General features: G+C 42.6%; 17 protein-coding genes. 6 read left to right on the forward strand and 11 right to left on the reverse strand.

Annotation, left to right across the window (positions count from 1 at the left end; genetic code table 11):
- Window positions 1-50: 50 nt before the first annotated feature.
- The 8 genes from KA713_20175 to KA713_20210 form a co-directional block, all read right to left on the reverse strand.
- The gene (locus KA713_20175) at window positions 51-2,495 is read right to left on the reverse strand and encodes a carboxypeptidase-like regulatory domain-containing protein (protein ID UXE66725.1); all 2,445 of its coding nucleotides are present in this window, start codon (window positions 2,493-2,495) and stop codon (window positions 51-53) included.
- A gap of 114 nt (window positions 2,496-2,609) precedes the next feature.
- On the reverse strand, window positions 2,610-3,368 hold the full coding sequence (locus KA713_20180) for a response regulator transcription factor (GenBank protein ID UXE66726.1): 759 nt from the start codon (window positions 3,366-3,368) through the stop codon (window positions 2,610-2,612).
- Window positions 3,369-3,382: 14 nt separating this feature from the next.
- Window positions 3,383-4,393: a histidine kinase gene (locus tag KA713_20185; GenBank protein UXE66727.1), complete on the reverse strand. Its 1,011-nt coding sequence runs from the start codon at window positions 4,391-4,393 to the stop codon at window positions 3,383-3,385.
- A gap of 88 nt (window positions 4,394-4,481) precedes the next feature.
- Window positions 4,482-5,117 carry a hypothetical protein gene (locus tag KA713_20190; GenBank protein UXE66728.1) on the reverse strand — a complete coding sequence of 212 codons (636 nt, stop codon included), beginning with the start codon at window positions 5,115-5,117 and terminating at the stop codon, window positions 4,482-4,484.
- A gap of 66 nt (window positions 5,118-5,183) precedes the next feature.
- Window positions 5,184-7,337: a TonB-dependent receptor gene (locus KA713_20195; GenBank protein ID UXE66729.1), complete on the reverse strand. Its 2,154-nt coding sequence runs from the start codon at window positions 7,335-7,337 to the stop codon at window positions 5,184-5,186.
- Window positions 7,338-7,456: 119 nt separating this feature from the next.
- Window positions 7,457-10,429 (reverse strand): choice-of-anchor J domain-containing protein, encoded by a 2,973-nt coding sequence (locus KA713_20200; GenBank protein ID UXE66730.1) that lies wholly within the window; start codon window positions 10,427-10,429, stop codon window positions 7,457-7,459.
- Window positions 10,430-10,553: 124 nt separating this feature from the next.
- Complete coding sequence (locus tag KA713_20205; protein ID UXE66731.1) at window positions 10,554-10,820, reverse strand: NifU family protein; 267 nt, start codon at window positions 10,818-10,820, stop codon at window positions 10,554-10,556.
- Window positions 10,817-11,911 (reverse strand): Mrp/NBP35 family ATP-binding protein, encoded by a 1,095-nt coding sequence (locus KA713_20210; GenBank protein ID UXE66732.1) that lies wholly within the window; start codon window positions 11,909-11,911, stop codon window positions 10,817-10,819. The genes KA713_20205 and KA713_20210 overlap by 4 nt, the downstream gene beginning before the upstream one ends.
- A gap of 533 nt (window positions 11,912-12,444) precedes the next feature.
- Between KA713_20210 and dnaG the strand changes: the two genes are divergently transcribed.
- The 5 genes from dnaG to surE all read left to right on the forward strand — a co-directional run bounded on the left by dnaG (window position 12,445) and on the right by surE (window position 17,893).
- Window positions 12,445-14,415, forward strand: a complete 1,971-nt coding sequence (gene dnaG, locus KA713_20215) for a DNA primase (GenBank protein UXE66733.1) — start codon at window positions 12,445-12,447, stop codon at window positions 14,413-14,415.
- 175 nt (window positions 14,416-14,590) lie between these two features.
- On the forward strand, window positions 14,591-15,016 hold the full coding sequence (gene tnpA / locus KA713_20220; GenBank protein ID UXE66734.1) for an IS200/IS605 family transposase: 426 nt from the start codon (window positions 14,591-14,593) through the stop codon (window positions 15,014-15,016).
- A 212-nt stretch (window positions 15,017-15,228) separates the two neighbouring features.
- Window positions 15,229-16,449, forward strand: coding sequence for a bifunctional 3,4-dihydroxy-2-butanone-4-phosphate synthase/GTP cyclohydrolase II (locus KA713_20225; GenBank protein UXE69206.1), 1,221 nt, complete (start codon window positions 15,229-15,231; stop codon window positions 16,447-16,449).
- A complete protein-coding gene (locus tag KA713_20230; protein ID UXE66735.1) occupies window positions 16,446-17,057 on the forward strand; it encodes a hypothetical protein in 612 nt (203 codons plus the stop codon). Before KA713_20225 ends, KA713_20230 begins: the two co-directional genes overlap by 4 nt.
- Window positions 17,058-17,116: 59 nt before the next feature.
- The gene (gene surE, locus KA713_20235) at window positions 17,117-17,893 is read left to right on the forward strand and encodes a 5'/3'-nucleotidase SurE (GenBank protein UXE66736.1); all 777 of its coding nucleotides are present in this window, start codon (window positions 17,117-17,119) and stop codon (window positions 17,891-17,893) included.
- On the opposite strand, the gene KA713_20240 is transcribed toward surE, so the two are convergent.
- The 3 genes from KA713_20240 to KA713_20250 all read right to left on the reverse strand — a co-directional run bounded on the left by KA713_20240 (window position 17,894) and on the right by KA713_20250 (window position 24,067).
- Window positions 17,894-19,414, reverse strand: coding sequence for a HAMP domain-containing histidine kinase (locus KA713_20240; protein UXE66737.1), 1,521 nt, complete (start codon window positions 19,412-19,414; stop codon window positions 17,894-17,896).
- 54 nt (window positions 19,415-19,468) lie between these two features.
- On the reverse strand, window positions 19,469-21,976 hold the full coding sequence (gene priA / locus KA713_20245; GenBank protein UXE66738.1) for a primosomal protein N': 2,508 nt from the start codon (window positions 21,974-21,976) through the stop codon (window positions 19,469-19,471).
- Between the two features lie 84 nt (window positions 21,977-22,060).
- Window positions 22,061-24,067, reverse strand: coding sequence for a thioredoxin domain-containing protein (locus KA713_20250; GenBank protein UXE66739.1), 2,007 nt, complete (start codon window positions 24,065-24,067; stop codon window positions 22,061-22,063).
- Here KA713_20250 and KA713_20255 point away from each other — a divergent pair.
- Window positions 24,022-24,207, forward strand: a complete 186-nt coding sequence (locus KA713_20255) for a hypothetical protein (GenBank protein UXE69226.1) — start codon at window positions 24,022-24,024, stop codon at window positions 24,205-24,207. The genes KA713_20250 and KA713_20255 overlap by 46 nt on opposite strands.
- Window positions 24,208-24,214 lie beyond the last annotated feature (7 nt).

Consider the following 24,214-nt stretch of genomic DNA (forward strand, 5'->3'; position numbering starts at 1 on the left):
TTATTGGCCTCAAATTCAGTGATGTGTTTTGTAAAGAGGAGTTTAAAAGTTTAGAAAGTTAAACTGAAGGTAGTTCTAAAAAAAAGATTGTTACTAGTTTTTTCAAATTGATATGCCCCATGCCGATAGAAGACCGCGGCACCCAACCCAAAATAGGCAATGTTGACGTACTTAAATCGAAGTAAGTTATTGAAACCTGTGCCCGATTCGAAATACCCTTTGTCGTATGTCTGTAAAGAAAGTGACGTGCTTTGGTGTGCGCTCGCATTCTCTAATTTTCCAATGCCTGCGTTGTGATAAATCACCCATTCTGGTTTGCTGTAGCGGTTAGCGTAAAATACATTTCCAAAATTGTGGTTGAAGAAAATACTGCTATACTGAGAGGCGGTAAACTCATACAAACCCATGGTTTGAAAATATTCATCAATGAAAAGCCCTTCCACTTGTTTTGCGCCACGGCCGGTAAACAATTTTCCATAAGGGGCAACTCCCTCTACCCAGCCGGCATGAATAGACAAACGTGTTTTGCCTTTTGGCCGATGTTTGATCTGAAAGCGCGAAGAAAGCTCAAAGCGTTGGTAAGTGAAATTTTGTGCTTCAAAGAGATTGACACTGCGTGCATAGTTGATTGCAATCATCGGCCACTCTCTGCCCAACAACACTTTTTTACCTGCCAGTTGCATGTAGTTTTCACTGCCTGCGTAGCGAAGCGTGCCGCCTACTTCTGCAATTGAAAATTGATTAAGTGATTCACCCTTCAGCAGAAGGGTGTAATCATACGTGGGTTGAATAGTATTCTTTGAGATAAAACCCATTGCATGTAGTTGCGGAAAAAGTCGATAGCTAACCTCTGCACGATAGGCTTCGATGCGATCGTATTGCGAACTCGCCAATCTACGCAAGCCTTCGTTTGGGTTGGTGAAGTCGCGCTGCAGATTAGCGGTTGAGTAGCCCGTTTCATAAATATCGTTGAAGTACTGCAATGAAATTGCGAAGTCTTTGTTCGGATTGATGTTGAACCGCATTTCGCCACCGTACTTCCATTGCTGATCTTTAAATCCATAAGCAGCATAGCCACCTAATCGTAGCCATTTCGAAAATCGATTGTTTGTGTAAAGCCCTCCACCCAAACGAAACCCTTCGTATTGATTGATGCGCATCAAGCGGGTCAGGTCAAATTCAAATGCACCCAGGGGGATAGCATTGGTGGCCAAGGCTTCTATACCTTTGTCAAACCAAGCAAATTTTTTCATCACTGAATCAATCGTTACATAGGTTTTGCTTTCCTTGTTATCCAATGGTGTGATTCTATATTTTTCTAAATTGGCTTGATTGATGGCCGCAGCGGGGGGCGATAAATCTACTTTAATATCTCCAAATTCAGATTTGTTAAGGGGCAAATTGATTTGAATGTCTCTTAAAAAGCTTCGGTGTTGCGCTACTACATGACTTCCGAACGCACCAAAATTGTAGAAATCGATATCGGTGTTCAGTTGCACCGGAAACCATTTGCCATCCACTCGCTCGTAGTTTTGTTGTATGCGAATTCCCGTTAAGGCGAGTGAATCGGAGGATGCTGCGATGATATTTTTGATTGCGTACCCGTTGGTGCTGATGGAAACCATTCCTTTCAAGCCAGTGATCAATTTTCCTTTGCGCGGTTCGTATTGAATTACGTAGACGGTATCGTTTTCGAAAAACGTAGTATCGGTCAAATAAAAATCGTAGCGGTCTTCTGAGTGTTTGCTGATGGGATTCAGGAAGTCTTTTCCCAACAAAGAAATTTTATCATTGTAAAACGAAAACGGTTGATAGTCGGTGGCCACATTGGCGAACAGCGGGCTTTTAAATCCAGATGCCTTGAAGCCAATCAGTGTTTCTTTTTGTCGATTGGGGTTCATCACTTTTTTTTCGGTGACAGATTCTGTCATAAAAAAATGCAATCGACTGCTCAGGCTGTCCCACTCTAACAAATCTTTTTCGCTTTTTGTCTTCGTCCCCGATATGCTTCTCAAACTGTCTGACTTCCGTTTGTATTTTCCGCTCAATTCCGTAGGCTTGATGATAAATTTATTGTAGGAGAAATAGTGGTAGCTATTCAAATTCTCCGGATCGTTTTGCTTTTTGTTTTTTACAGCTTGGCGAATAATGCGAAAGGCCGGATTTTCCCCTGCCTTGATGACCACTTCGCCCAGCACCAAGTTGCTGGCCTTCAACCGAATGATTTTAGTGGTTTTAAAATAAGAGATGGGTAGCTTTATTTTCTGATAGCTTACGTGCGAGATGGTAATAAATTGGGAATAGCCTGCGGGCACGGGTAATTTGAAATTTCCTTCAATGTCGGTGGTTGTTCCGTGCATGCCATCGGCCAAAATCACATTGGCAAAGGCAATGGGTTCTAGTTTTAGGCTGTCAATAATTCTACCGGAAATGGTTTGTGAAAACGAGGAAAATGAAACGAACAAGCTTAAGATAAAAGACAGCTTTTTGAACATAGAAGACAGTTTGATGATGAGTTGCGTTGGCTGTAAATAAATTACAGGTTCAGACGATAAACTCACTATAAGGTTACAAAAGTAGTAACGCTTTTCGGCTTGTTTACCTTTTTGCTACCGATCTAACCAATCCTTAAACTCTTGCACCCGTTCGCGGGCCACAATTACATCACTATCGTCTGTGGTTTTAAGGATCAGTTTTAACCGCGAGTTGGTGTAAGTGATCATATCTTGAATGGACGATACCCCGACCAAATATTTTCGATTGATGCGAAAGTAATGTTGCGGATCTACGAGACTGTCGAGTTGTTCTAAGGTGAAATCTAAAATGTGTTTGCGCCCGTCTTTCGTGTGCGCAAAAGTTGTTTTTTCCAAGCTGTAAAAGAATAAGACATCGGTGGTCTCAATCGATTTTAAATGCTCACCTACTTTTACGACAAAACGTTCCTTGTATTTTTTGGTGAGCATTTGCATGGCGTACTGAATGCTTTCCATCATTTTAGCTTGAGGGGCAGGCGTTGTCAAGTGTTTAAGTTTATCTAACGCAGCTTTCAAATCGACCTCATCTACCGGTTTTAAAATATAATCGATGCTGTTGACTTTAAAAGCTTTGAGGGCGTACTCGTTGTAGGCAGTGGTAAAAATAATGGGAGACTTTACTTCTGTATAATCAAAAATTTCAAAGCTCAAGCCATCGGCTAGCTGAATGTCCATAAACACCAAATCAGGCTGCGGGTTATTTTGAAACCATGGCACAGAGCGCTTAACGGAATCAATAACTCCTACGATGAAGGAATCTGGTTGTAATTGCTTCACTAATTTGCTTAATCGCTCAGCGGCTAAGGGTTCGTCTTCTATAATGAGGATGTTCATCAATGGTGATAGGTTTAGGTAGCCAAAATGATTGGCAGCTCAACTTTAAACATCGAATCAAGTTCAGCGATGGTTACTTCCTTGTCCGTCAAAAACGCATATCGTTTTTTTATATTCTCTAAACCCAGTCCCGATGATTCCTCGGTGATAATTGTTTTCCGTTGTAGATTGTTCTCTACTACGATATAGTTATTTTGGAAATAGACCCGAATCGTTAAGGGCTGCTCTTCAGCAATCACATTATGCTTGATAGCGTTCTCAATCAACATTTGGAGGGCCAAGGGTGCTACTTGGCCTTGCTTATTTTCTAACTGAATATCCAACCTTAATTTAGCACCGAACCGAATCTGCTGAAGGAACAAATAGGAATCTAAAAATTTAACTTCTTCTTCTAATGGAACCAGTTCTTTTTCGTGCGTATCCAATACATATCGGTATACTTCAGAAAGTTGTTTGATAAACTTTGCAGCTTTGTCGGGGTCTTCATATACCAAATTGGTTAAGGCATTTAAGCTATTAAATAGAAAATGCGGGTTTACTTGATTCTTTAAACTGTCGTATTGTGCCTTTACACTTTCTTTTTGCAATCGTTCGGTATCTACTGCGGCTGCTCGCCAGGCAATTAAAAATCCTCGACCATGTAGGAAGAGCGAAATAAAAAAAGTGATGATGAGTGAAGAGGATACGATTTCAAGATAACTATCAAAACGGAAATTAAACGAGACCTCCCAACTTTTGGAAATCAGAAGGACGATACCCACCGTGTAAGCAACGGTGGCAATCACTCCTACAATCAATCGCTTAACCGGAAACTTTACCCATGATATTTTTTTACTGATCTGTTCTGTCAACTCCCCGTTACCAATCCATAAAAAAACCCACAGCAGCGTAGAAAAAAAAGTGACCCACGCGTATTTAGGTAGATTGGAGTGGCACCCCGTGCAGGTAAAGTAGGTGGTTGAAGCCGACCCTACCAAAGAGATGACAACTACAATGAGGTAGCCTTTTATTTTAGAGAAACTCATGATGTAAATATAGCATTAGGGCGTGGGAATTAGGTAGGGCGTTAGGACTTAGGTGGTAGAACTTATTTACCCAAGTCCTAATGCCTAATTACTGACATTGTTTCAGCAATCCCTCTGTCATTCCTTTGCCCCAACGCGGTGCCAGCAAATTTTCAGATTTGAAGGCGCTAAATTTTTCCAATGATTTTTTTGCGGTCTCGCAAGCCTCTGATGTAGAAGAGCCCAGAAATCGTGCAGTGCCCATCTGCATCTGTGCCATGAAAGCAAGTGCACGAGGATTTTCAGGATTCATGCCCACGGCCTTGCCAAATAGCTGAAAAGCCATCCCCGAGTATTGTTGTCCGCGCGTGGCAGGATCAACCGTTACCCGGATCATGTGCACAAAACCTTCAAGAGCCACCAATTCCGATTCGTTGCCATTGATTTTCTTTCCACTTTCAATGGCGGACAAGGCTTTATCTAAATAGCCATCTTTTTTGACTGACTCCTTTTCTTTGTTGGCCAGCATCACCCAACCAAAAGCGCTGTAGTAATACGGTTCCCATTTTGTTTTTTCTGCAGATGCGATTCGTTCAAAAGCATTCACTGCCTCTTGATATTGTTCTGGCGTTTCGGCATTATATACCGCCTCAATGTGTTTGCTCATCTGCTCGATGTATTTGTTATCGGTAGCGAATGTGCTTGTTGAAAAAAGTAGGGCAAAAAGGAAGATGATTGTTTTCATGGTTTTAATTGTTTAAGTGAAAGGGGATTATTGATACTGGATTTTTGACTCTGACTTCTATTTTCCTTATAAATTTGGCAACTGCCCGATGGATTTATTCTTTGAAATTGTAATGAATACTCCGACAAATAAAAACTGATCGGCTGCCTGCCTTGTAGCGCGACTGGCATACACACCATTTGCATCAGGGGTGCTGGCATATTGGTATCCGAAAATGTTATCGTGGCCTAATAGATTGGTGCAGGAAAAGTAGAAGATCAAATTGGGTTTAGGTAAGTACGCAATGTTCAAACTCAAATCTTGGTAAGAAGGCGTTCGGTCGCTGTTGAATTTATCGTTGTTTGGATTGTAGTAAGGTCTACCACTGGTGAAACTATATGTCATGCCTGCTTGCATCTTCAAAGCAGAAATAAAATGTTTGTACACCACCGATAAATTATGTTGCGAACCAAAACTAGGGGTAGCGGCCAATGGAAAATTCAGGTAATCGCGCTCCGTATCTAAGAAAGAATAAGATACCCAATAATCTACGTCTTTAAATGTTTGATTGTCGCGCCAAAACAACTCAATGCCTCGCGCATAACCATTGCCGGCATTGTTTAATTGGTTTGCATCGAAATTGATATATTTCACCAAATCAAAATAGCGTTTGTAATATGCTTCCACCCGAAATGTTTTTCGGTCGGTAATTACTTGATAGTTTAAAATAAAATGTTCTGCTTTTTCGGGATTGAGTTGTGTGTTGGTGCGCATGTACTGATTTTTGGCTGCCTGCCGAAACAGACCATACGCGAATGAAAACTGACCCTTGCTTCCCGGCTTGTAGGCCATAGAGAATCGCGGATCAATACTCCACTGATTGATTAAATTGTTTTGTTCGGTACGCGCTCCTGCTTTCAACACGATGTGTTTGTTGAAGATATATTCTGCTTCTACAAAGCTGGCAGCCAATCGCTCGCGGAAACCAATTTGTTCAGATAAACCCGAGGTGTTATTGATACGAAATGCATCGTACAAACGATCGTAGTATTCGGCCCCCATGCGCACATCCAGTTTTTCATTGGGAGAGTTTTCAAAAACCACTTTCGCGTGAATGCCTTTTTCGGTTTCCCCCACAGGCACTCCTTCTACTGTTAAATTGTTTTGATTGAAGGTGTAAGATGTACCTCCACGCATACTCCATGTTTTACCAAGCGCGTGCGAGTAGGCTACGTTTCCATAGTTGTAGTTATTGGTTAAATCCAATCGTTGTTTGATACTAGCATCTACAATATCATGATTGAACAGTGCGAAGGAAGAGCGATTAAAATTTCCAAACACTTTCAGCATACCGTCTTTGCCTACTTGCTGGCGAAATGCTGCGCTTCCTTCCATGGACACCGGTGCTTCAATCCAATCAATGCGTTGGCTGATTAAGCCCATGTACGGCTGTAAATTTGTATACCCAATTTTTCCTGAAGCCGAGCCACGATTCCAAACTTGCGTATGTGCCACATCGGCACCAACTGATAAAATGCCAATATCGGTTTGGTTCATCTCCGCTTTATCGCGGGAGTTTAAAACCAAAGCAGATGACAACGCTTGGCCATACTCGGCAGAATAACCGCCTGTGCTAAAACTGGTGCCTTTGAACATGAAGGGAAGAAACCGTCCACGAGAAGGGGTGTTGGGTGCAGCCGGACCATAGGCATCCAGCACGACTAAGCCATCGACAAACGTGCGTGTTTCATTGCCATCACCACCACGCACAAACAACCGACCGCTCTCGCCTACTTTTTGTGTGCCGGGCAATGTATTAAGTGCACCGGCAATATCTGCCGTGGCACCAGCGGTGGTGGCAATATCAAGCGGTTTTAAAATCGTTCTTCGTTTTTCTTCGCCAGCAGTAAAAGAGCCAGCCGAAATGGTTACGCCATCTAATTGGTTAACGGATTCTTGCAGTACGATTTCAACGAAAATATTTTTTCCGGTTAAGTCAACGGTTTGGTTAAATGTCTGATAGCCAACAAACGAAGCCAATATTTTTTTACCCCCAGTTTCAGTGGAGGTAAATGCAAATGTGCCGTCTAAGGATGTACTGGCACCATCATAACTTCCTTCAATCATTATGTTGGCTCCTGGCACGGGTTGGCCTGCTTCGTCTTTTACGGAGCCTGAGATTTTTGTTTGTGCCCAAGCAGAGGCGGAAATAAACACAAAGAAGAAAATCAATAGTCTCATAGCTTTTTTTCGCATTACACGACAAAGCTGTGCGGTGGAGATTAACTTTTTAAAAAGGAGTTACTCAGTTGTCGAGTGGTCCTACTGAAATGTTCTGGGCAATTGATGGGAAGGTTTTGCTAATCCCTGAAAAACACGCGTTGGGCGCTGAATTGACTCCCCACTTGTACGCGGGCAATATAAATTCCTGCAGAGCGCTCGGCAATATCTAACGGAAAGGTTTGGTTCAACGCATTGGGGTATTCAAATTCGCTTACTAATTGACCAACCGTATTGTAAAGCCAAACTTTGGCATTCGTCCGATCTTCTAAATTAAAACTAATTTTTACGCCCGTTGAAATGCCTCCATAAATGGAATAGGGAGTCTCGGGTACAACCGGGTTTAAATTATCATCGGAATAAAAGACAATGTTGTCCAAATAAAGATTGTTTCCATTGCCATTGTTTACCACAAAGGCAAGTCGAACATCCGTCTTGCCAACGTAATCATTTAAGACAATAAACTGTTTCTTCCAATCATTGGAGGTTAGTGGCTTCCACGATGAATTGCTAGTGGTGTTGCTCAATTCATTTCCAGATTGATTAAACAGCACATCTGAAAACGTTACCCCACAATCGGTAGAAGCAAGTACACGAAGTGTTTCGCTGCCTTTAATGGCTTTGGCATAGCTTGTTGCAAAAAAAATAGTGGCCTTTACTAGTTGACTAAAATCAATCACCGGGCTGACAAACCACGATTCTTCTCCTAAATTGGTATTGACGAAACCATTGTACACGAGCGAGTTTGAAAAATTAGTGCTGGCAAGTTGCCAATTGGCTTGCTGAGCTTGACTGACACTTACCCAATTGTTAGTAGCAGTGGATTCAAAACGTTGGCGCAACGGAACGATATCGCGTGCATCATTTACCACCAAAGTAAACGAACTTGAATTATTAAGTGGCGCTTGATCCGTTGCACCATTGGGCTGTGTTAAATGGATGGTTACATTGTTTGATCCAGCACTTAGATTGAGTGCATTAAGTGATATACTTTTTTCTTCGTTTACAGCTAAACTCAAATTTATTGTTTGGTTTGTACTTGCTTGGCCATTAACGGTAACCGAAGAAACAAAATTAGTGATGGGCACATTACCTAAGTTCTTTATGGTTACTAGTGTTGGTGGATTGGATAGGCAATTTACCGGAGAAGGACTTTCTAATTTCAAGAAAGATAAATCCAGAAAATTAGTGTTTACGATACGAACATTATCGATGTACAGATTATTTCCATTCGCATTCGTCCCTTCAAAAGCAATTTGAATGGTTTGCCCAACGAAGGCATCCAGTGGAATCACTTCGGTTACCCATTGGGTTTTTCCTATCGGTGCAAACGAGCTAGTGCTTTCGGGTGCGGTGCTTAGGTCATTATCCGATTTGGAGAAGACAACGGATGGTGATTGAAAATTGCAATTGCTGATAACCAGTACTCGAAGACGTTCACCCGAAACCCCTGGGTAAGTTGAATACGCCCGATCAAAAATCAAGGTGGCCTTTGATGAGCTCGTCAAATCAAATGTTGGGCTGCTCACGACATCAGAAGATCCGATTTCTGTATAATCATAAAAATTTAAAAATGCAGACGTTCTTCCATCGGGCGAGGTAGTGCCTTGCCAAGCCGTTAGTCCATCGGGGTTGAGCACATTCCAACTTCCCGGAAAGGAATTAAAGTCTTCCGTAAAAGGTAGCGTGGGGGCATTGGCAGGCACAACGGTTGTAACTGACTTGAAATCGTTGCTCGCGTTTCCATCAGTACCACCGTTGGTTTGCAAAATTTGAAATGTAAATTGATTGGTACTGCTTGCATTTAGTATTAGGGGAGAGAACGTTAGGTTTGTTTCCTGTGCAATCAATAAATTAAGAAGGAATGTTTTTGTTTCAACAACCACCCCATTTCTCAACAATTGAATTTGGGTGGACGTAATTAAATTGATTCCATAATTGCGAATGGTAAGGGACGGTGTAACCACACCACTGCACGTAAAAGTAAGGGGGTTTAGGATGGCCCTGATGCCAGTATCGTTGGGAGCGGTGCTGGGAGCGAGACTTCCGGGTGATACGAGCAGACTGGCTCTTCTCGGGCTGCTTTGGATAACGGTATTCATCCGGCTCACTTGCCCTTGCGTGAATAAGTTCATGCAGACATCGTTGGAGTAATCTAAATAATTTTGAAACATCTTAGGCGAACCGCAATCTTGCTGCGGATGGGTGGGGCAGCCCGTAGTGGATCTACTTTGCGTGGGGGTGTCGGCCACGTAATCGGTGCTGGTGCAATTTGTTCCGTCACCCCACACATGGCGAAGCCCAAAAAAATGCCCCATCTCGTGAGTGAGAGTTCTTCCTTTGTTGTAACGGGAATCCAAATCAAACGAACCATCGTCAATGCTTCCAAACTCGCGGTAGTTAACAACAATTCCATCCGTCAAACGTTCGTCTGATGAACCTTCTAATCCGGGCAAGTTAGAAACCGGGAACTGTGTGTAACCCAAAAATTCCGTATGGTTGCAAACCCACACATTCAAATAATCCTCTGTTGGCCAGTAGCTTTGTGATTTCAACAAAAAATTATCACTAAGGCTCCAGGCCGATTTTGAGCCTTGCACACGTCTGATTCCGTTGGTGGCCAATCCATTTGGATCTTGCTTCGCCAATACAAATTGAACATCAAAACTTCCGGCTACAGGCTGAAATAGGGCGGGTGTGTTTGTTTGGTCTTCGTTCTGGCGATTGAAGTCATTGTTCAAAACTTTTAGCTGCGAAAGTATTTGTGCATCTGAAATGTTCACGCCTGTGCCGATGGGTTCGCCATTGTGAATCACGTGCACCACTACGGGAATGGTGTAGGTTGCTTGTGTTTGCTGTTTTACTTGTGCGCCTTTTGCTTTTTGTTGGGGTTGCATTTTCTGCTGCAACCAATTTTCAAATTGCTCCTTCGTGCCGCGCTTAGGATTGCGCTGGTTCATCATTTTTTCGTATTGCACGGTTCCGCATCGCTCTTGTGCAAAAGCAGAACCAATGAATAAGGCAAATAATAAAGAAATTGCTACACGCACCATTTAACGGCAAGATACTACTTCAACAATAATTGCTATAAACATTTTGAACGCTACAAAACTGATTGGAGTATGTGGACTCGGAATCGTTTTACGGTTTGATGGAAAGAAGGAAAGTAGTGTAACCTTAATTAGCCGAAAGATTGATGACTTCAATGCTTTTAATTTCTGGAACGGCTTTTTTGATAGCTTCTTCTACGCCTGCTTTAAACGTCATGGTAGACATGGGGCAGCTCCCGCAGTTGCCTACAAATTCCAACTTTAAAATATACTCGCTATTCAAGTCCAAGATTTTTACATCGCCACCATCGGCTTGCAAGTAGGGGCGAATGGAATCCAGGGAGGCTTCAACTCGCACGGTCATCTCTTCGCGCTGGGTTTTAGTGGTGGTCATGCTATTACTTCTACTTTTTTCGTTCCAGCAAAGGTAGCATTTCTGATCGCAACTTGGCGTGCCATATTTTCACTCAGTTCCATAAAGGCATTCGCCATCACACCGCCCTTCATCACGGCAGGCAAACCACTGTCACCGCTTTCGCGGATGGCTTGCACCAGCGGTATCTGTCCCAAGAAAGGCACCTCGTATTTTTCGGCTAAGCTCTTGCCTCCATCTTTCCCGAAAATAAAGTATTTATTGTCGGGCAATTCTTCAGGTGTGAAGTAGGCCATGTTTTCTACAATACCAAGAATGGGCACATTGATGGCGGGCTGCTTAAACATCGCTACTGCTTTCATCGCATCGGCCAACGCTACTTTTTGTGGCGTGGTTACAATCACGGCACCTGTTACGGGCACGGTTTGAACCAAGGTGAGATGAATATCGCTGGTGCCGGGGGGCAAGTCAATCAACAGATAATCCAACTCGCCCCAATCAGCATCGCTTATGAATTGTTTAAGTGCCGAGCTGGCCATGGGGCCGCGCCACACCACTGCGCTATCGGGTGGGGTGAGAAAACCGATCGAAATCAATTTCACTCCGTACTGCATCAAGGGTTGGATAACGTTTTTTCCGTTCACCAACTTCACTTCGGGTTGTTCGCGCTCGCAGTTGAACATGGTGGGGATGGAAGGGCCATAAATATCGGCATCAATCAACCCCACTTTTGCACCCGATTGTGCTAAGGCCACTGCCAAGTTAGTGGTAACAGTCGATTTGCCCACACCGCCTTTGCCTGAGCCCACAGCAATTATATTTTTTACTCCGTGCAAGAGCGGAGCATTGTCGCGCTGGGTGGTAACACTTGAAGTCATGAAAATATCAATCACCACCGATTTGCCCACTACTTTTTCAACGGCTTCTAGGCAATCTTTTTTTATTTTTTCTTTTAGCGGGCAAGCCGGTGTGGTGAGCACCACGGTAAAATTTACCTTTTGCTCACTCACGGCCACGTCTTTAATCATGCCCAGCGATACCAAGTCGCGCTTGAGGTCGGGGTCGTTTACAGTGCCAAGGGCTTGGAGGATGTCTTCTTTGGTAAAACGCATATCAACTACTACAAAACTATTTTAGTGAGAAATGGTTCGCGAAAGTAGTCAAAATAAGGATTTGAGATTGGAGAAGGAAGATTTTAGATTTTTCGAGTGATGTCTCACTTTTTGATAGTAGTCAGAATAGATTTCCCAATTATGTCAAAGTACTGAAAGAACATCATCCGTGAAGTATTTTGTGTCGCAATTTGTTGATTGATGGTGTGATTTGGTGACTAAGGTTTTATCTTTGCAAGTGTTAATTGTTTCAGATTGACCAGAGATTTATTTCATCCGCTTTTTCCGCCAAATTCAAAGCTTTTTCTTTGTTGTGTGATTTTGGAATTTTATAAATAATGTCATTGTAGTAAAGGCTGAATAAATAGGTTATCAAAGTCCTAACCTCCCCTGAATTTCGCCATTGCATGGGTAGGCGAAAGGTGGCCGCCATAATCACCAATGAAGCTATTAAATCGCGTTAAATCTTAAATCAAACATCGTCAATCTTAAATCTCATTTCTGGTTATCTTTGCCCCCCAAACTGTACTGAATTGATTAGCCGCGAGACCATTGATGAAGTAAAGAACCGTGTCGACATTGTAGACGTGGTGAGTGACTTTGTTTCGCTCAAAAAATCGGGGCAAAACTACAAGGCGCTAAGCCCGTTTGCCAACGAAAAAACCCCTTCGTTTTTTGTGGTGCCCAGCAAGGGCATTTTCAAAGATTTTAGCAGTGGAAAAGGGGGCGATGCCTTCACGTTTGTGATGGAGCATGAGAAGCTGAGCTATGCCGAAACGATTCGCTACCTCGCCAAAAAATATGGCGTTGAAATAAAGGAAGATAAACTAAGCGATGAAAATCGCGCAGAGCAGAGTGAACGCGAAGGGCTTTACATCCTCATGAACTTTGCGAAGGATTTTTACAAAAACATTTTGCTCACCCACGAAGAAGGCCGCAGCATTGGCCTCAGTTATTTTCGTGAGCGCGGCTTCAACGACCGCACCATCGAAAAATTTGAGTTGGGCTACGCGCTGGAAGGCTGGGAGAACTTTAGCAAAGAGGCCGTGAGCAAGGGCTACAACAAAGAGTTGTTGGAGAAGACAGGCTTGGTTGTAAAAAAGGAGGATGGAAGCAGTTACGACCGCTTTCGCGGAAGAGTGATTTTTCCGGTACACAATATTTCGGGCAAGGTGCTGGCGTTTGGGGCGCGGATGATGGGCAAAGATAAAAATCAGCCCAAGTACATCAACTCGCCCGAGACCGAAATCTATCACAAGAGCGATGTGCTCTATGGTTTGTACCAAGGCAAGAATGCGATTCGCAACAAAGAGAATTGTTATTTGGTGGAAGGCTACACGGATGTCATCAGCATGCACCAAGCCGATGTGGAAAATGTGGTGGCGAGTTCAGGCACCGCCCTCACCGAAGGGCAAATACGATTGATTCATCGCTTCACTGAAAATGTAACGGTGCTTTTCGATGGGGACTCAGCTGGAATCAAAGCTGCGCTGCGCGGCATCGATATGATTTTGAAAGGCGGCTTGAATGTGCGGGTGGTGTTGTTCCCGGATGGCGAAGACCCCGATAGCTACTCGCGCAAGGTGGGCACTACAGAGTTTCAGAAATTTTTGAAGGAAAAGTCGCAAGATTTTGTTTCGTTCAAAACCAACTTATATGCTGCCGAGGCGGCTGGCGACCCTATTCGTAAAGCAGAATCGATAAAAGAAATTATCTCAAGCATTTCGTTGATACCCGACCCCGTGAAGCGGTCGGTGTACATACAAGAGACCAGCAATTTGTTAAAGATTGCGGAGCAGGTTTTGTTGACGGAGCTTAACAAAATTTTGATTCAAGAGAGGCGCAAGAATGAAAAAGAGAAACTACGCGACCTGCCAGCCGGTAGGCAGGACCAAGAAGAACCAGCGATTGCAGTAGACCCAGTTCAAGATGTAACCGATACCAACCTGCCTACCGGACAGGCAGGGATTGATACACAAAGCATGGTGTATTACCAAGAGCGCGAAACAATTCGGTTATTGCTCAATTATGCGAATCAGTCGATTGATGAACAAAAACTATCAAGTTTTTTGTTAAACGAGTTAGAAGATGTGGAGTTTGCCAATCCTGTGTTCAAGCAGATTTTTGAAGATTATAAAAATGGGTTGGCAACAGGAACTGTGCCGGACAATCAGTTTTTTTTGCATCAAGCCAGTGAGCCTGTGAAGCGTGCGGTGACAGATTTGATAACCAATCGTTATGAGACGAGCACCCACTGGGGCGATAAGTACAAAATATTTTTTCCGAAAGAGAACGATATTTTGAACCAGATGGCGTTAACAAATGTATTACGTTTGAAGTTTAGAGTAGTGCAAAAGATGATGGACGATAATTTGGCAAAGGTGAAAGTAGCCGAACAAAAAAGTGATTGGGATGAGTTGGACAAAGCCTTGGAAACACAGGCAGGTTTAAAAAAGGCAGAGAGTGAGTTGGCGGGGTTGTTGGGGATTGTGGTGGCGAAGTGAGTGGTGATTGCTGGTTAGTAATTTGTAAGAGGTAGTAGGTGTTCTGTAATTGGTAGGCTGAGAAAATAGTTGCCCTGCCCTTTAGGGCGGGGAAAGCAAAAAGATAAGGGATAAGATTAGGGCTTTAGCCCTTCATTAAAAAAAATTAAGAGTAAGATTAAAAGTTTTTTGGCATATGCCTTTTACTAAAATACTGATTCATGCGGTCTGGGCTACGAAAGATAGAAAGCCATTGATGAACAAAGAAAACAAAGACGCATTGTGTCAGCATATTCGTGAATATGCAAAATCAAAAAGCATTTATTTGCTAAATGTAAATGGATGGCTTGACCATTTACATTGTTTGATTTCGATGTCGTCTGACCAGAATATTGCAACAGTAATGGGACTTATAAAAGGAGAGTCTTCTTTTTGGGCAAGTAAGAATCTCAATTTTACTGAAAAGTTTGGATGGCAAGATGACTATTTTGCAGTTTCTATTGGAGAATCACGATTGCAGATTTTGAATAATTACATTGATAATCAGGAGGAGCACCACAAGAAGAAAACTTTTCAGCAGGAGTATGAGGAGTTTATTAAGAAGTATGATTTTAAAGATTGATTTATAGTGGGGATTTGATTTGGGTTAAAAGGGCTGAAGCCCTTCCCAATGAATAAGGAATAAATTTTAATCCCCGCCCTGAAGGGCGGGGCAACTGAACTGAAATTAACAAGTGATTATAAAGGAAACTGTGTGACAATGACAAGTGAGTTAGGGTATAGAACAACCTCCTAACTACTACGTCCTAAATTCTATATTCTTTTAATAAAATGATGAACGACCAGCTAAAAATAGACACAATCGAAGAAGCCATTGAGGAAATCAAAAATGGCAAAGTAATAATTGTGGTAGACGATGAAGACCGTGAGAACGAGGGCGATTTTATCTGTGCCGCAGAATGTATCACACCTGAAATCGTAAACTTTATGGCCACACATGGTCGTGGATTGATTTGCGCACCTTTAAGTGAAGACCGTTGTAATGAGTTAGGGTTAGAATTGATGGTCGGGAAAAATACGGCTGTTTACGAAACTCCTTTTACTGTGTCAGTCGATTTGATTGGACATGGTTGCACCACGGGCATCTCGGCACACGACCGTTTCAAAACCATCAAGGCATTGGTCGACCCTGAAACCAATCCAGAGGAGTTGGGAAAGCCAGGGCATATTTTTCCGTTGCGCGCCAAGAAGGAAGGTGTGTTGAGAAGATCCGGCCACACCGAAGCAGCCATTGATTTTGCAAAGTTAGCAGGCTTCCGTCCGGCAGGGGTGCTGGTAGAAATTTGTAATGAGGACGGCAGCATGGCACGCTTGCCCGATTTGGTAAAAGTGGCAGAGCGATTTAATTTAAAATTGGTAACCATCAAAGACTTGATCGCGTATCGTATGCGGACAGAGTCGCAGGTGAGGCGACAAGTAGATGTGAAAATGCCGACCATGTGGGGCGATTTTAAATTGATTGCTTACGAGCAGTTGAATACGAATGAAATCCACATGGCGTTGATAAAGGGAACGTGGGAAAAAGATGAGCCTGTGCTGGTACGTGTACACTCATCGTGTGTGACAGGCGACATTTTTGGCTCGTGCCGATGCGATTGCGGGCCGCAGTTGCACCATGCGATGAAGATGGTAGAGAAGGAAGGCAAGGGCGTGGTGTTGTACATGAAGCAAGAGGGGAGGGGCATTGGGTTACTGAATAAATTGAAAGCCTATAAATTGCAAGAAGAGGGACTGGATACAGTGGAGGCAAATTTGCAGTTGGGCTTTGATATGGACGGCCGCGATTATGGAATTGGTGCCCAGATTTTACATGATTTGGGTATTTGCAAAATACGATTGATCACCAATAATCCTAAAAAGCGGGTGGGCTTAATGGGCTATGGCTTGGAAATTGTGGAGAACATTCCAATTGAGATAACGCCCAATGAACACAACGAAAAATATTTGCTGACAAAGCGCGATAAGTTGGGACATACCATTTTAAAACCTGAATGAAACGTTATTGGATACTTATTTTTCTTTTTTCGATTGCCGGTATTTGCTCCGCGCAACAATTTCCGTTTGAGTTTTGGCACGAGGGCAAAATTGTGCTGGAGAGCAGCGATACCTTAAAAGGTTTGATAAAATACGATTTGCAAAATGATTTGCTTCAGTTGAAGAGAGCCAATCAATTGGAAAGCTATTCGGCACGTAAAGTTTTGTTTTTTGAAATTTTTGATCAGAGCGCTAAGCGTTATCGTGCCTTTTATTCTTTACCGTATTCGCAAAACAATACGTACAATACGCCTACATTTTTTGAGCTTTTGGCGGAAGGTAAACTCACGGTGTTGACACGCGAAAAACTAGAGTACCGCACGGTTCCTTCGTCCTTTTATTATTATGGCACCTACACGCGATTGGTGTTGGTGCATACTTATTTTTTACTAAAACCCAACGGCAAAATAGAAGAGCTTGCCAATCCGAAAAGAAATAATTGGCTTGAATTAATGGAAAATAAAGTAGACGAAGTGAAAGCCTTTGCAAAAGAGAATCGGTTGGACTTTGAAGATAAATATGAACTCATCCGAATCATTGAATACTACAACTCGCTTTTTCAGAAATGATTTTGATATTCAAGCCCTAACCCTTAAGTCCTTATCCCCAAAATTCAATTATTGTCTAGATGAAACCCTTGATACTTGTAACCAACGATGACGGCATTACCGCTCGTGGTATTTTGAATTTAGTTACCGTTATGAAGGAATTAGGCGAAGTGCTGGTAGTGGCACCCGATGGCCCACAATCCGGCATGGGTCATGCCATTACTGTTGGTGATACGTTGCGTTTGAAAGAGTCTTTTATTTTTGAAGGCGTGAAAGCATTCGAGTGCAGCGGAACACCAGCCGATTGCGTTAAGATGGCGCGCCATTTTGTATTAAAAAACAATCGCCAACCCGATGTGGTGGTGAGTGGCATCAATCACGGCAGCAATACCTCCATCAGTGTATTGTATTCAGGCACCATGTCGGCTGCGATTGAAGGTGCCATAGAAGGCACGCCTTCCATTGGTTTTTCGTTGTGCGATTACGGTCAGAAGGCTGACTTCTCACACACGCATGAGTTTGTTCGCAAGATTACTGATCAAGTGTTGAGGAAAAGTTTGCCAAAAGGGGTGGCGTTAAATGTAAACATTCCCGCCAAGCGACACGAAGCCATTCAAGGCATTCGAGTATGCCGACAGGCCAATGCCAAATGGGTAGAGGAATTTGATCAACGCTTCGATCCATATGGCCGCGATTATTTTTGGATGACGGGCAACTTCATCAATTTCGACAAAGCAGAAGACAACGATGAGTGGGCCATTGCCAACAATTATGTTTCGGTAGTGCCGTGTCAATTTGATTTAACCGCCCACCAAGCTATTTCGGTGCTGAACGAAGAGTGGGATATTTTGCAGTAACTAACTTGGTCTAACAAACACGCGAAAGGTAGTGCCCACATTTACTTCACTTTCAACTTCTATTTTTCCTCCAAGGGATTCTACTTGTGTCTTTACCATGTATAACCCTAACCCTTTGCCGTCTACATGATCGTGAAACCGACTGTACAGCGTAAATAATTTCTTACTCGAGGTAGATAGATCAATGCCAAGCCCATTGTCTTTTATGGTAAAGCATACAAAATTATTTTGCTGTGCAACGCTAACATGAATAAGCGGTTTTGTATCCACCTTGCGATATTTAATTGCGTTGCTAATCAAATTCATGATGATGCTATCAAAGTAGGGCTTTACAGTCCTCAGTTTGGGCATGTGCTCAACCTCAATTTGAATGGCGGCATTTGTTTCTAAAATATCTTTTTCAAGGTTAAGCAATATTAAATCAATTTCTTCTTTTATATCTATTTCGGTAATGATTGTATTAGAACGCTTGCGCACATCCAGAATAGAAGTTAAGTCTTTCACTACTCTATCCAGCTCGCGTGCCGAGTGAATTAAGTTTTTTTGAATAGTTAGTTCGTCTTCCTTGGTATGTTGCAGTTCGAGTAAATTACCCAGCCCTAAAATTCGTGCGATAGGGGACCGCAGGTTATGGGAGGAGATAAACGCAAACTGCTCCAATTGGTGATTGTAATCGACCAGTTCTTTGGTTCTACTCTGTATCTCTTGCTCTAGCCCTTCATTTTTTTTAATTAATGTTTGATGTTGGATTTCAATAATCTGCCGGGCTTGTTCTAAGTTCTCATTTTGTTGCGCCACCAAGTCTCGCTGAGAAGAAATCTCTTCTTGACTTTGAGTCAATTCTTCATTTTGTGTGGCTATTTCATTTTGTGTATACTTTAGATGGTCATTTTGAGATTCGATTTTTTTGATCAGCGTGTTTTGTTGCAAATCAAAAAAGTGTGTCAGTGTCAAAATCAAAAACAGTAGTCCAATATGAAGAGATGCTGTTAATAGGTTATTGTTTACCATAAGAAGATGAGGAGGAATGAAATCGCGTGGTTCAATGAAGACACAAGCCACCACGGTTACTGAGACTATTGCACTCCAAATCCATGCTACGCGCGCATTTACGAGCACTAATCCGAGAATAGGAATAAGCGATACCCAAGGTAAAACGAACGAATGTATTCCATCGGATGAGATGGATAAAAGAACGATAAGCAGCCAGCAGATAACAATGAAAATGTGCGATGAGGTTCGCAACGAAATCCATCCCAATTTATGGGCGAATAGCTGTATGATGAATAACACGATTGCAAGAATCATGACGTAGCGTGCCATCAAAAAACCGGTGAGGAATGAATTGGCAAAATAACCCACTGAAAACAAGATGGATATAAAGATAAATTTAATCTGTACCGTTTCAGTTCGAGTGGGAAGCTCAATTTCTGAGAGGGGTTTTTGCTGAGATGAAAAATATTTTAGAATACGCATAAAGCCAATCTCAAAAATAGGATAGTTTACTCCTTGAATTGACATAAAAATCAGCTTTGAAGAGCGATGTAAGAAAATTGATTGGAATAAAGAATTTGACTAGGCCGGATCGACATCAAAAACAATTTTTCCATTGCGGTATTCTTTTTTTTCTTTGAGTTGCTCCGCCAACTCCCGTAAGTAAAATTTGATTTCGCCCAGCTTGCCTTGATCGCGTGGGATTTTTATAACGATTGATTGCAGGTATTCATTTCTGATTTTGGAAATCATGGGCTCGCCAGGCCCGAGTAGACGAATTGTTTTCAGCCGTTGTTTAAATTGATCGGCCAGCAGGGTAGCCATTTCATAGGCTATCTTTTTATCGGTGTGTTTGAGCGTAACATCAATCAAGCGAGAATAAGGAGGATAAAAATGTTCTTGCCTATCTTCCAATTGTTTTTCCATAAAACCAATCACATCGTTGCTGAGCACGAGTTGAAAAAGCGGATGTTGTGGATTGGAAGTTTGAATGATCACTTTTCCTTTTTTGTTTCTTCGCCCCGCCCGGCCACTTACTTGCGTGATTAGTTGAAACGCTCTTTCGTACGAACGAAAATCCGGAAAGTGCATCATCCGATCGGCATCAAACACACCTACCAAGCTCACCTTATCAAAATCCAATCCTTTGGTCACCATTTGAGTGCCTACCAAGATATTAGTGCGGCCTGTTTCAAAACCTTCAATGATATTTTCATAACCTGATTTAGACCGAGTGGTATCTAAATCCATGCGCATGATTTGCGCTTCTGCAAATTGTAATTTCAATTCTTCCTCTAGTTTTTCCGTTCCATAGCCAAGTGTTTGAATCCTTTTGGATGAACAAATGGGGCACTGATTGGGCAATTCTTCTTTGTAGCCACAGTAATGGCACACCATGGCATGGCGATATTGATGATAGGTGAGACTCACCGAGCAATTGATGCACTTGGGCACCCAGCCGCAGTCTTCGCACTGAATCATGGGCGAATAACCACGCCTGTTTTGAAATAAAATCACTTGCTCTTTTTTGGCAATGGCATCTCCCATTTCAGTTAAAAGCAGCCGCGTAAAATCACCTTTCAGCGTTTTGTTTTTTCGTTCTTGACTGATGTTGGCAAAAACGATTTCAGGCAATTGAGCTTCACCAAACCGTTCAACCAAGCTCACCAGTTTGTACTTGCCTATTTTAGTTTGGTAATAGGATTCGAGTGAAGGTGTTGCACTGCCCAGTACCACCTTGGCATGATGAAGTTGCGCCATTACCAACGCTACATCGCGCGCGTGGTAGCGCGGGGCGGGTTCGTGTTGTTTGTATGAGGGATCATGTTCTTCATCCACAATGATGATCCCTAGGTTATCAAAGGGTAAAAAAATGGAGGAACGCACACCAATCACAAATCTAAATTTTCCAGAAAGCACACCGTTCCAAACCTCCACGCGCTCGTTATCCGAAAATTTAGAATGATATACGCCCATGGTGCTTCCAAAAACTTTTTTCAATCGCTGCACTACTTGAGTAGTGATGGCAATTTCAGGAAGCAGGTACAGCACTTGATTTCCCCCTTCCAAGGCACGCTTAATTAAGTCGATGTAAATTTCTGTTTTACCGCTACCGGTTACTCCATGCAGCAATGCAGTTCCCTTGGTTTCAAAGGCAGTTAAGATTTCATTGCGCGCTTTTTCTTGCGCCTCACTCAATAACAAAGGCGTGGCATGAATTGGGTCATCAAAACCAAACCGCGGAACAATTACCTCAAACTCTTCGAATACATTGTTTTTGATGAGTGTTGCCAACGATGAATCGGAAATCGTTTCGTCTAGTAATCTAGCTTTGGCAATCCCCGGTTGATTGAGATCTGGATCTGAAAAGACTGGAACGAGTTGCAAGTACTTCAACATCACGGCTTCTTGCTTTGGTTTAACAGCAAGCGAGTCAAATAACTTTTCCAGTGCTTTTTTTTCAACAAATGCTGGCTGCAACCGAATGTGTTTTTCGGTTTTTGGGCGATATTTTTCTTTTACCTGTTCAAACAATAAAATGGCCGACTTGCTGCTCAGTGATTTTAAAATGCTGTAGATACTTTTGGCTCCTAGTAGTTTTGATACTTGTGTGTAACTAAGTGTTTCATTTTTTAAATGATTGATGATCATCCTTTCCTTTTCTGAAAAATCGAAAGGAGAATCTTCTTCCTTGAACTGTGGATGAAGCTGCACCATCGATTCGCTCGATAATTTTAGCCCTGATGGAAGCGCGGCCGCCAACACTTCGCCCAACGTGCACAAATAATAATCGGCCATCCATTGATACAACTTAAACTGTTGTTCATAGATGATTTCGGTTTCGTCCAGTAATTCTAAAATATATTTGGCTTCGTACTCTTTGGGCGGCTGATCGTGAACGGCAACAATAATGCCGGTGAGAATTTTTTTCTGGCCAAACGGAACGATTACGCGTTGCCCCGGAAGCACTTTTTCGGTAAGCGGCTGCGGCACGCGGTAGGTAAAAAATTTTGGGATGGGTACGGGCAACAGAATTTCTGCAAACCGAGTTTGAGAACTATCTTCAAATAATGGTGCGGCACTTGTCATTCCAAATCACAATATCCGAGAAAACGGTTGGTTATCCAATTCGATGGGTTTGTTTTGGAAAGGTGAAGTAACAGGCAGGTGTTTCTATCTGTTTATGTGGTTAATTTGAGACAATGCTTCGCCAACCGAATGAACGGGCAACTGACAGGTTTGATTGTAGCAAACATAAATCGTGTCAACGGTTGATTCTCGTCCTTTGATCAAGGGCAAATCACTACTAGTGGATGTTCCCAAGGTGATTGAAAACGGAAGATATTGCTGATGCAACTCTTTTCGCAAAGTCTTGGCATTTTTGCCTACCACCACTATTTCAGCCAATTCATTTATCATTTCTAATGCCAACACGCCCCAATGCGACATGTACACCGGTTCGGATTCAATGATGTGGGCCAATTTGCCAGCCATACTTTCCGCCATTGTTCTCCATTCTTTGTTTGGTAACAAAACGCTTAATTGATAAAGATTGCGCGCCATAACTGAATTGGACGATGGGATTACGTTATCAAATATTTCTTTCTTGCGGGCAATCAGCGACTCTGATGAGCTGCCGGTATAAAAGAAGAAACCCTCCTTCGCATCATAAAATTCCTGCAAAGTAAAATCACACCAATGTTTTGCTTTGTCAACATATCCTTCATCAAATGTTACTTGATATAAATGTGAATAGGCTTGAATCAAATAGGCATGGTCATCTAAAAATCCTGTGGTGGTCGAATGCTTGCCTTTAAAAGACCGATAAAGTTTTTTGTTTTGGATAAGATGTTCTTCTAAAAAACGCATCGCATTTTTTGCCAGCCTAAGAAATACATCATCACCGAATGCTTTGTAACAATCCACCAGACCACTAATGGTCAGGGCATTCCAACTGGTAACGATTTTGTCGTCCAATCCAGGCCTTTCTTTTTTCTCGCGATATGCGATTAGTTTTTTATTGATGCCAAGAATTCGTTCGGCCATGTCGGCATCCATAAATTGATCATCAGCACGAATCAAAATGTTCCGTCCATGTTCCCAGTTTCCTGTATCTTCAATTTGATAAAATTCAGCCGCTACTTTAATATCATCCTTTAGCGCCTCTTGTAGTTCAGCCCAGGTCCAAGTATAAAATTTTCCTTCTTCACCCTCGCTGTCTGCATCCAGTGCTGAAAAGAATCCGCCTTGTGGGTGCATCATTTCGCGTTGCAGCCATTCTACCGTTTGATCAATTACCTTTTTATAAGCCGCATCTTTGGTTAGTTGATAGGCTTCTGCATACAAAGTCAGCAATTGTCCGTTATCGTAAAGCATTTTTTCAAAATGAGGGGCAAACCATTCGCCATCCACCGAATAGCGTGCAAAGCCACCGCCTATCTGATCATAAATGCCACCTTGCGCAATTTTTTTTAGCGTGAGGTTGATCATCTCCAATGCCTTGCTGTTGCGTGTCATCGTATGGTAGCGAAGTAAGAGCAACCAAGTAGCGGGCATGATAAATTTCGGTGCTTTATCGATGCCTCCCCAAACAAAATCGAATCTTGATTCAAGTGTTGCGAACATTTTATCAGCCATTGATTTTTGCAATGCACCAGCTTGTTTTTGCTGAAAGCGTTGCAGGTCGCTAATCGTTAAGTGCGCTCCCAGTTCGTTGGCTGACGTTTCAATTTCAATTCGCTTGTCCTTAAATGCCTTGCTGATTTGAATGAGCAATTGCGCCCAATTTTTTGGTGGAAAATAGGTGCCGCCAAAAAATGGTTTTTGGGTGGGCGTTAAAAAAACATTGAGCGGCCAGCCCCCATTTTGCCCCATGGCCTGAACGGCTTCCATGTAAATGTGATCGATATCGGGCCGCTCTTCACGATCAAGTTTGATGCAAATGAAATGTTCGTTCATTAAACCGGCAATGTCGGCATCTTCAAAACTTTGGTGCGCCATCACATGGCACCAATGGCAGCTAGAGTAGCCAATACTTAATAAAATGGGTTTGTCTTCTTTCTGGGCTTTTGTTAGTGCTTCTTCGCCCCACTCAAACCAATCGACTGGATTGTGTGCATGTTGCAACAGGTAAGGTGAGGTGGAATGGAGGAGGCGGTTTTTGGAAAAGGAGGACGACATGGTTAACCAATCAGTGGCTTTCAAAAATAGCAAATATTAATGAACAGCTTCCCAAGCAAATCGCGTGGCTGAGTTTTAGCTGGGGTGGTGCACTCAGCGAACAAGATGTGATCGTTGCCGCTGGCTGCATGATGGATTAGACGTCAA

Source organism: Chryseotalea sp. WA131a (genome assembly GCA_025370075.1).
GTDB lineage: Bacteria > Bacteroidota > Bacteroidia > Cytophagales > Cyclobacteriaceae > ELB16-189.

Bases quoted from the DNA above. Each gene is read 5' to 3' on its own strand.
- KA713_20175 (UXE66725.1), bottom strand. From the start codon at position 2,495: ATGTTCAAAAAGCTGTCTTTTATCTTAAGCTTGTTCGTTTCATTTTCC.
- KA713_20180 (UXE66726.1), bottom strand. From the start codon at position 3,368: ATGAACATCCTCATTATAGAAGACGAACCCTTAGCCGCTGAGCGATTA.
- KA713_20185 (UXE66727.1), bottom strand. From the start codon at position 4,393: ATGAGTTTCTCTAAAATAAAAGGCTACCTCATTGTAGTTGTCATCTCT.
- KA713_20190 (UXE66728.1), bottom strand. From the start codon at position 5,117: ATGAAAACAATCATCTTCCTTTTTGCCCTACTTTTTTCAACAAGCACA.
- KA713_20195 (UXE66729.1), bottom strand. From the start codon at position 7,337: ATGAGACTATTGATTTTCTTCTTTGTGTTTATTTCCGCCTCTGCTTGG.
- KA713_20200 (UXE66730.1), bottom strand. From the start codon at position 10,429: ATGGTGCGTGTAGCAATTTCTTTATTATTTGCCTTATTCATTGGTTCT.
- KA713_20205 (UXE66731.1), bottom strand. From the start codon at position 10,820: ATGACCACCACTAAAACCCAGCGCGAAGAGATGACCGTGCGAGTTGAA.
- KA713_20210 (UXE66732.1), bottom strand. From the start codon at position 11,911: ATGCGTTTTACCAAAGAAGACATCCTCCAAGCCCTTGGCACTGTAAAC.
- tnpA (UXE66734.1), top strand. From the start codon at position 14,591: ATGCCTTTTACTAAAATACTGATTCATGCGGTCTGGGCTACGAAAGAT.
- KA713_20225 (UXE69206.1), top strand. From the start codon at position 15,229: ATGAACGACCAGCTAAAAATAGACACAATCGAAGAAGCCATTGAGGAA.
- KA713_20230 (UXE66735.1), top strand. From the start codon at position 16,446: ATGAAACGTTATTGGATACTTATTTTTCTTTTTTCGATTGCCGGTATT.
- surE (UXE66736.1), top strand. From the start codon at position 17,117: ATGAAACCCTTGATACTTGTAACCAACGATGACGGCATTACCGCTCGT.
- KA713_20240 (UXE66737.1), bottom strand. From the start codon at position 19,414: ATGTCAATTCAAGGAGTAAACTATCCTATTTTTGAGATTGGCTTTATG.
- priA (UXE66738.1), bottom strand. From the start codon at position 21,976: ATGACAAGTGCCGCACCATTATTTGAAGATAGTTCTCAAACTCGGTTT.
- KA713_20250 (UXE66739.1), bottom strand. From the start codon at position 24,067: ATGTCGTCCTCCTTTTCCAAAAACCGCCTCCTCCATTCCACCTCACCT.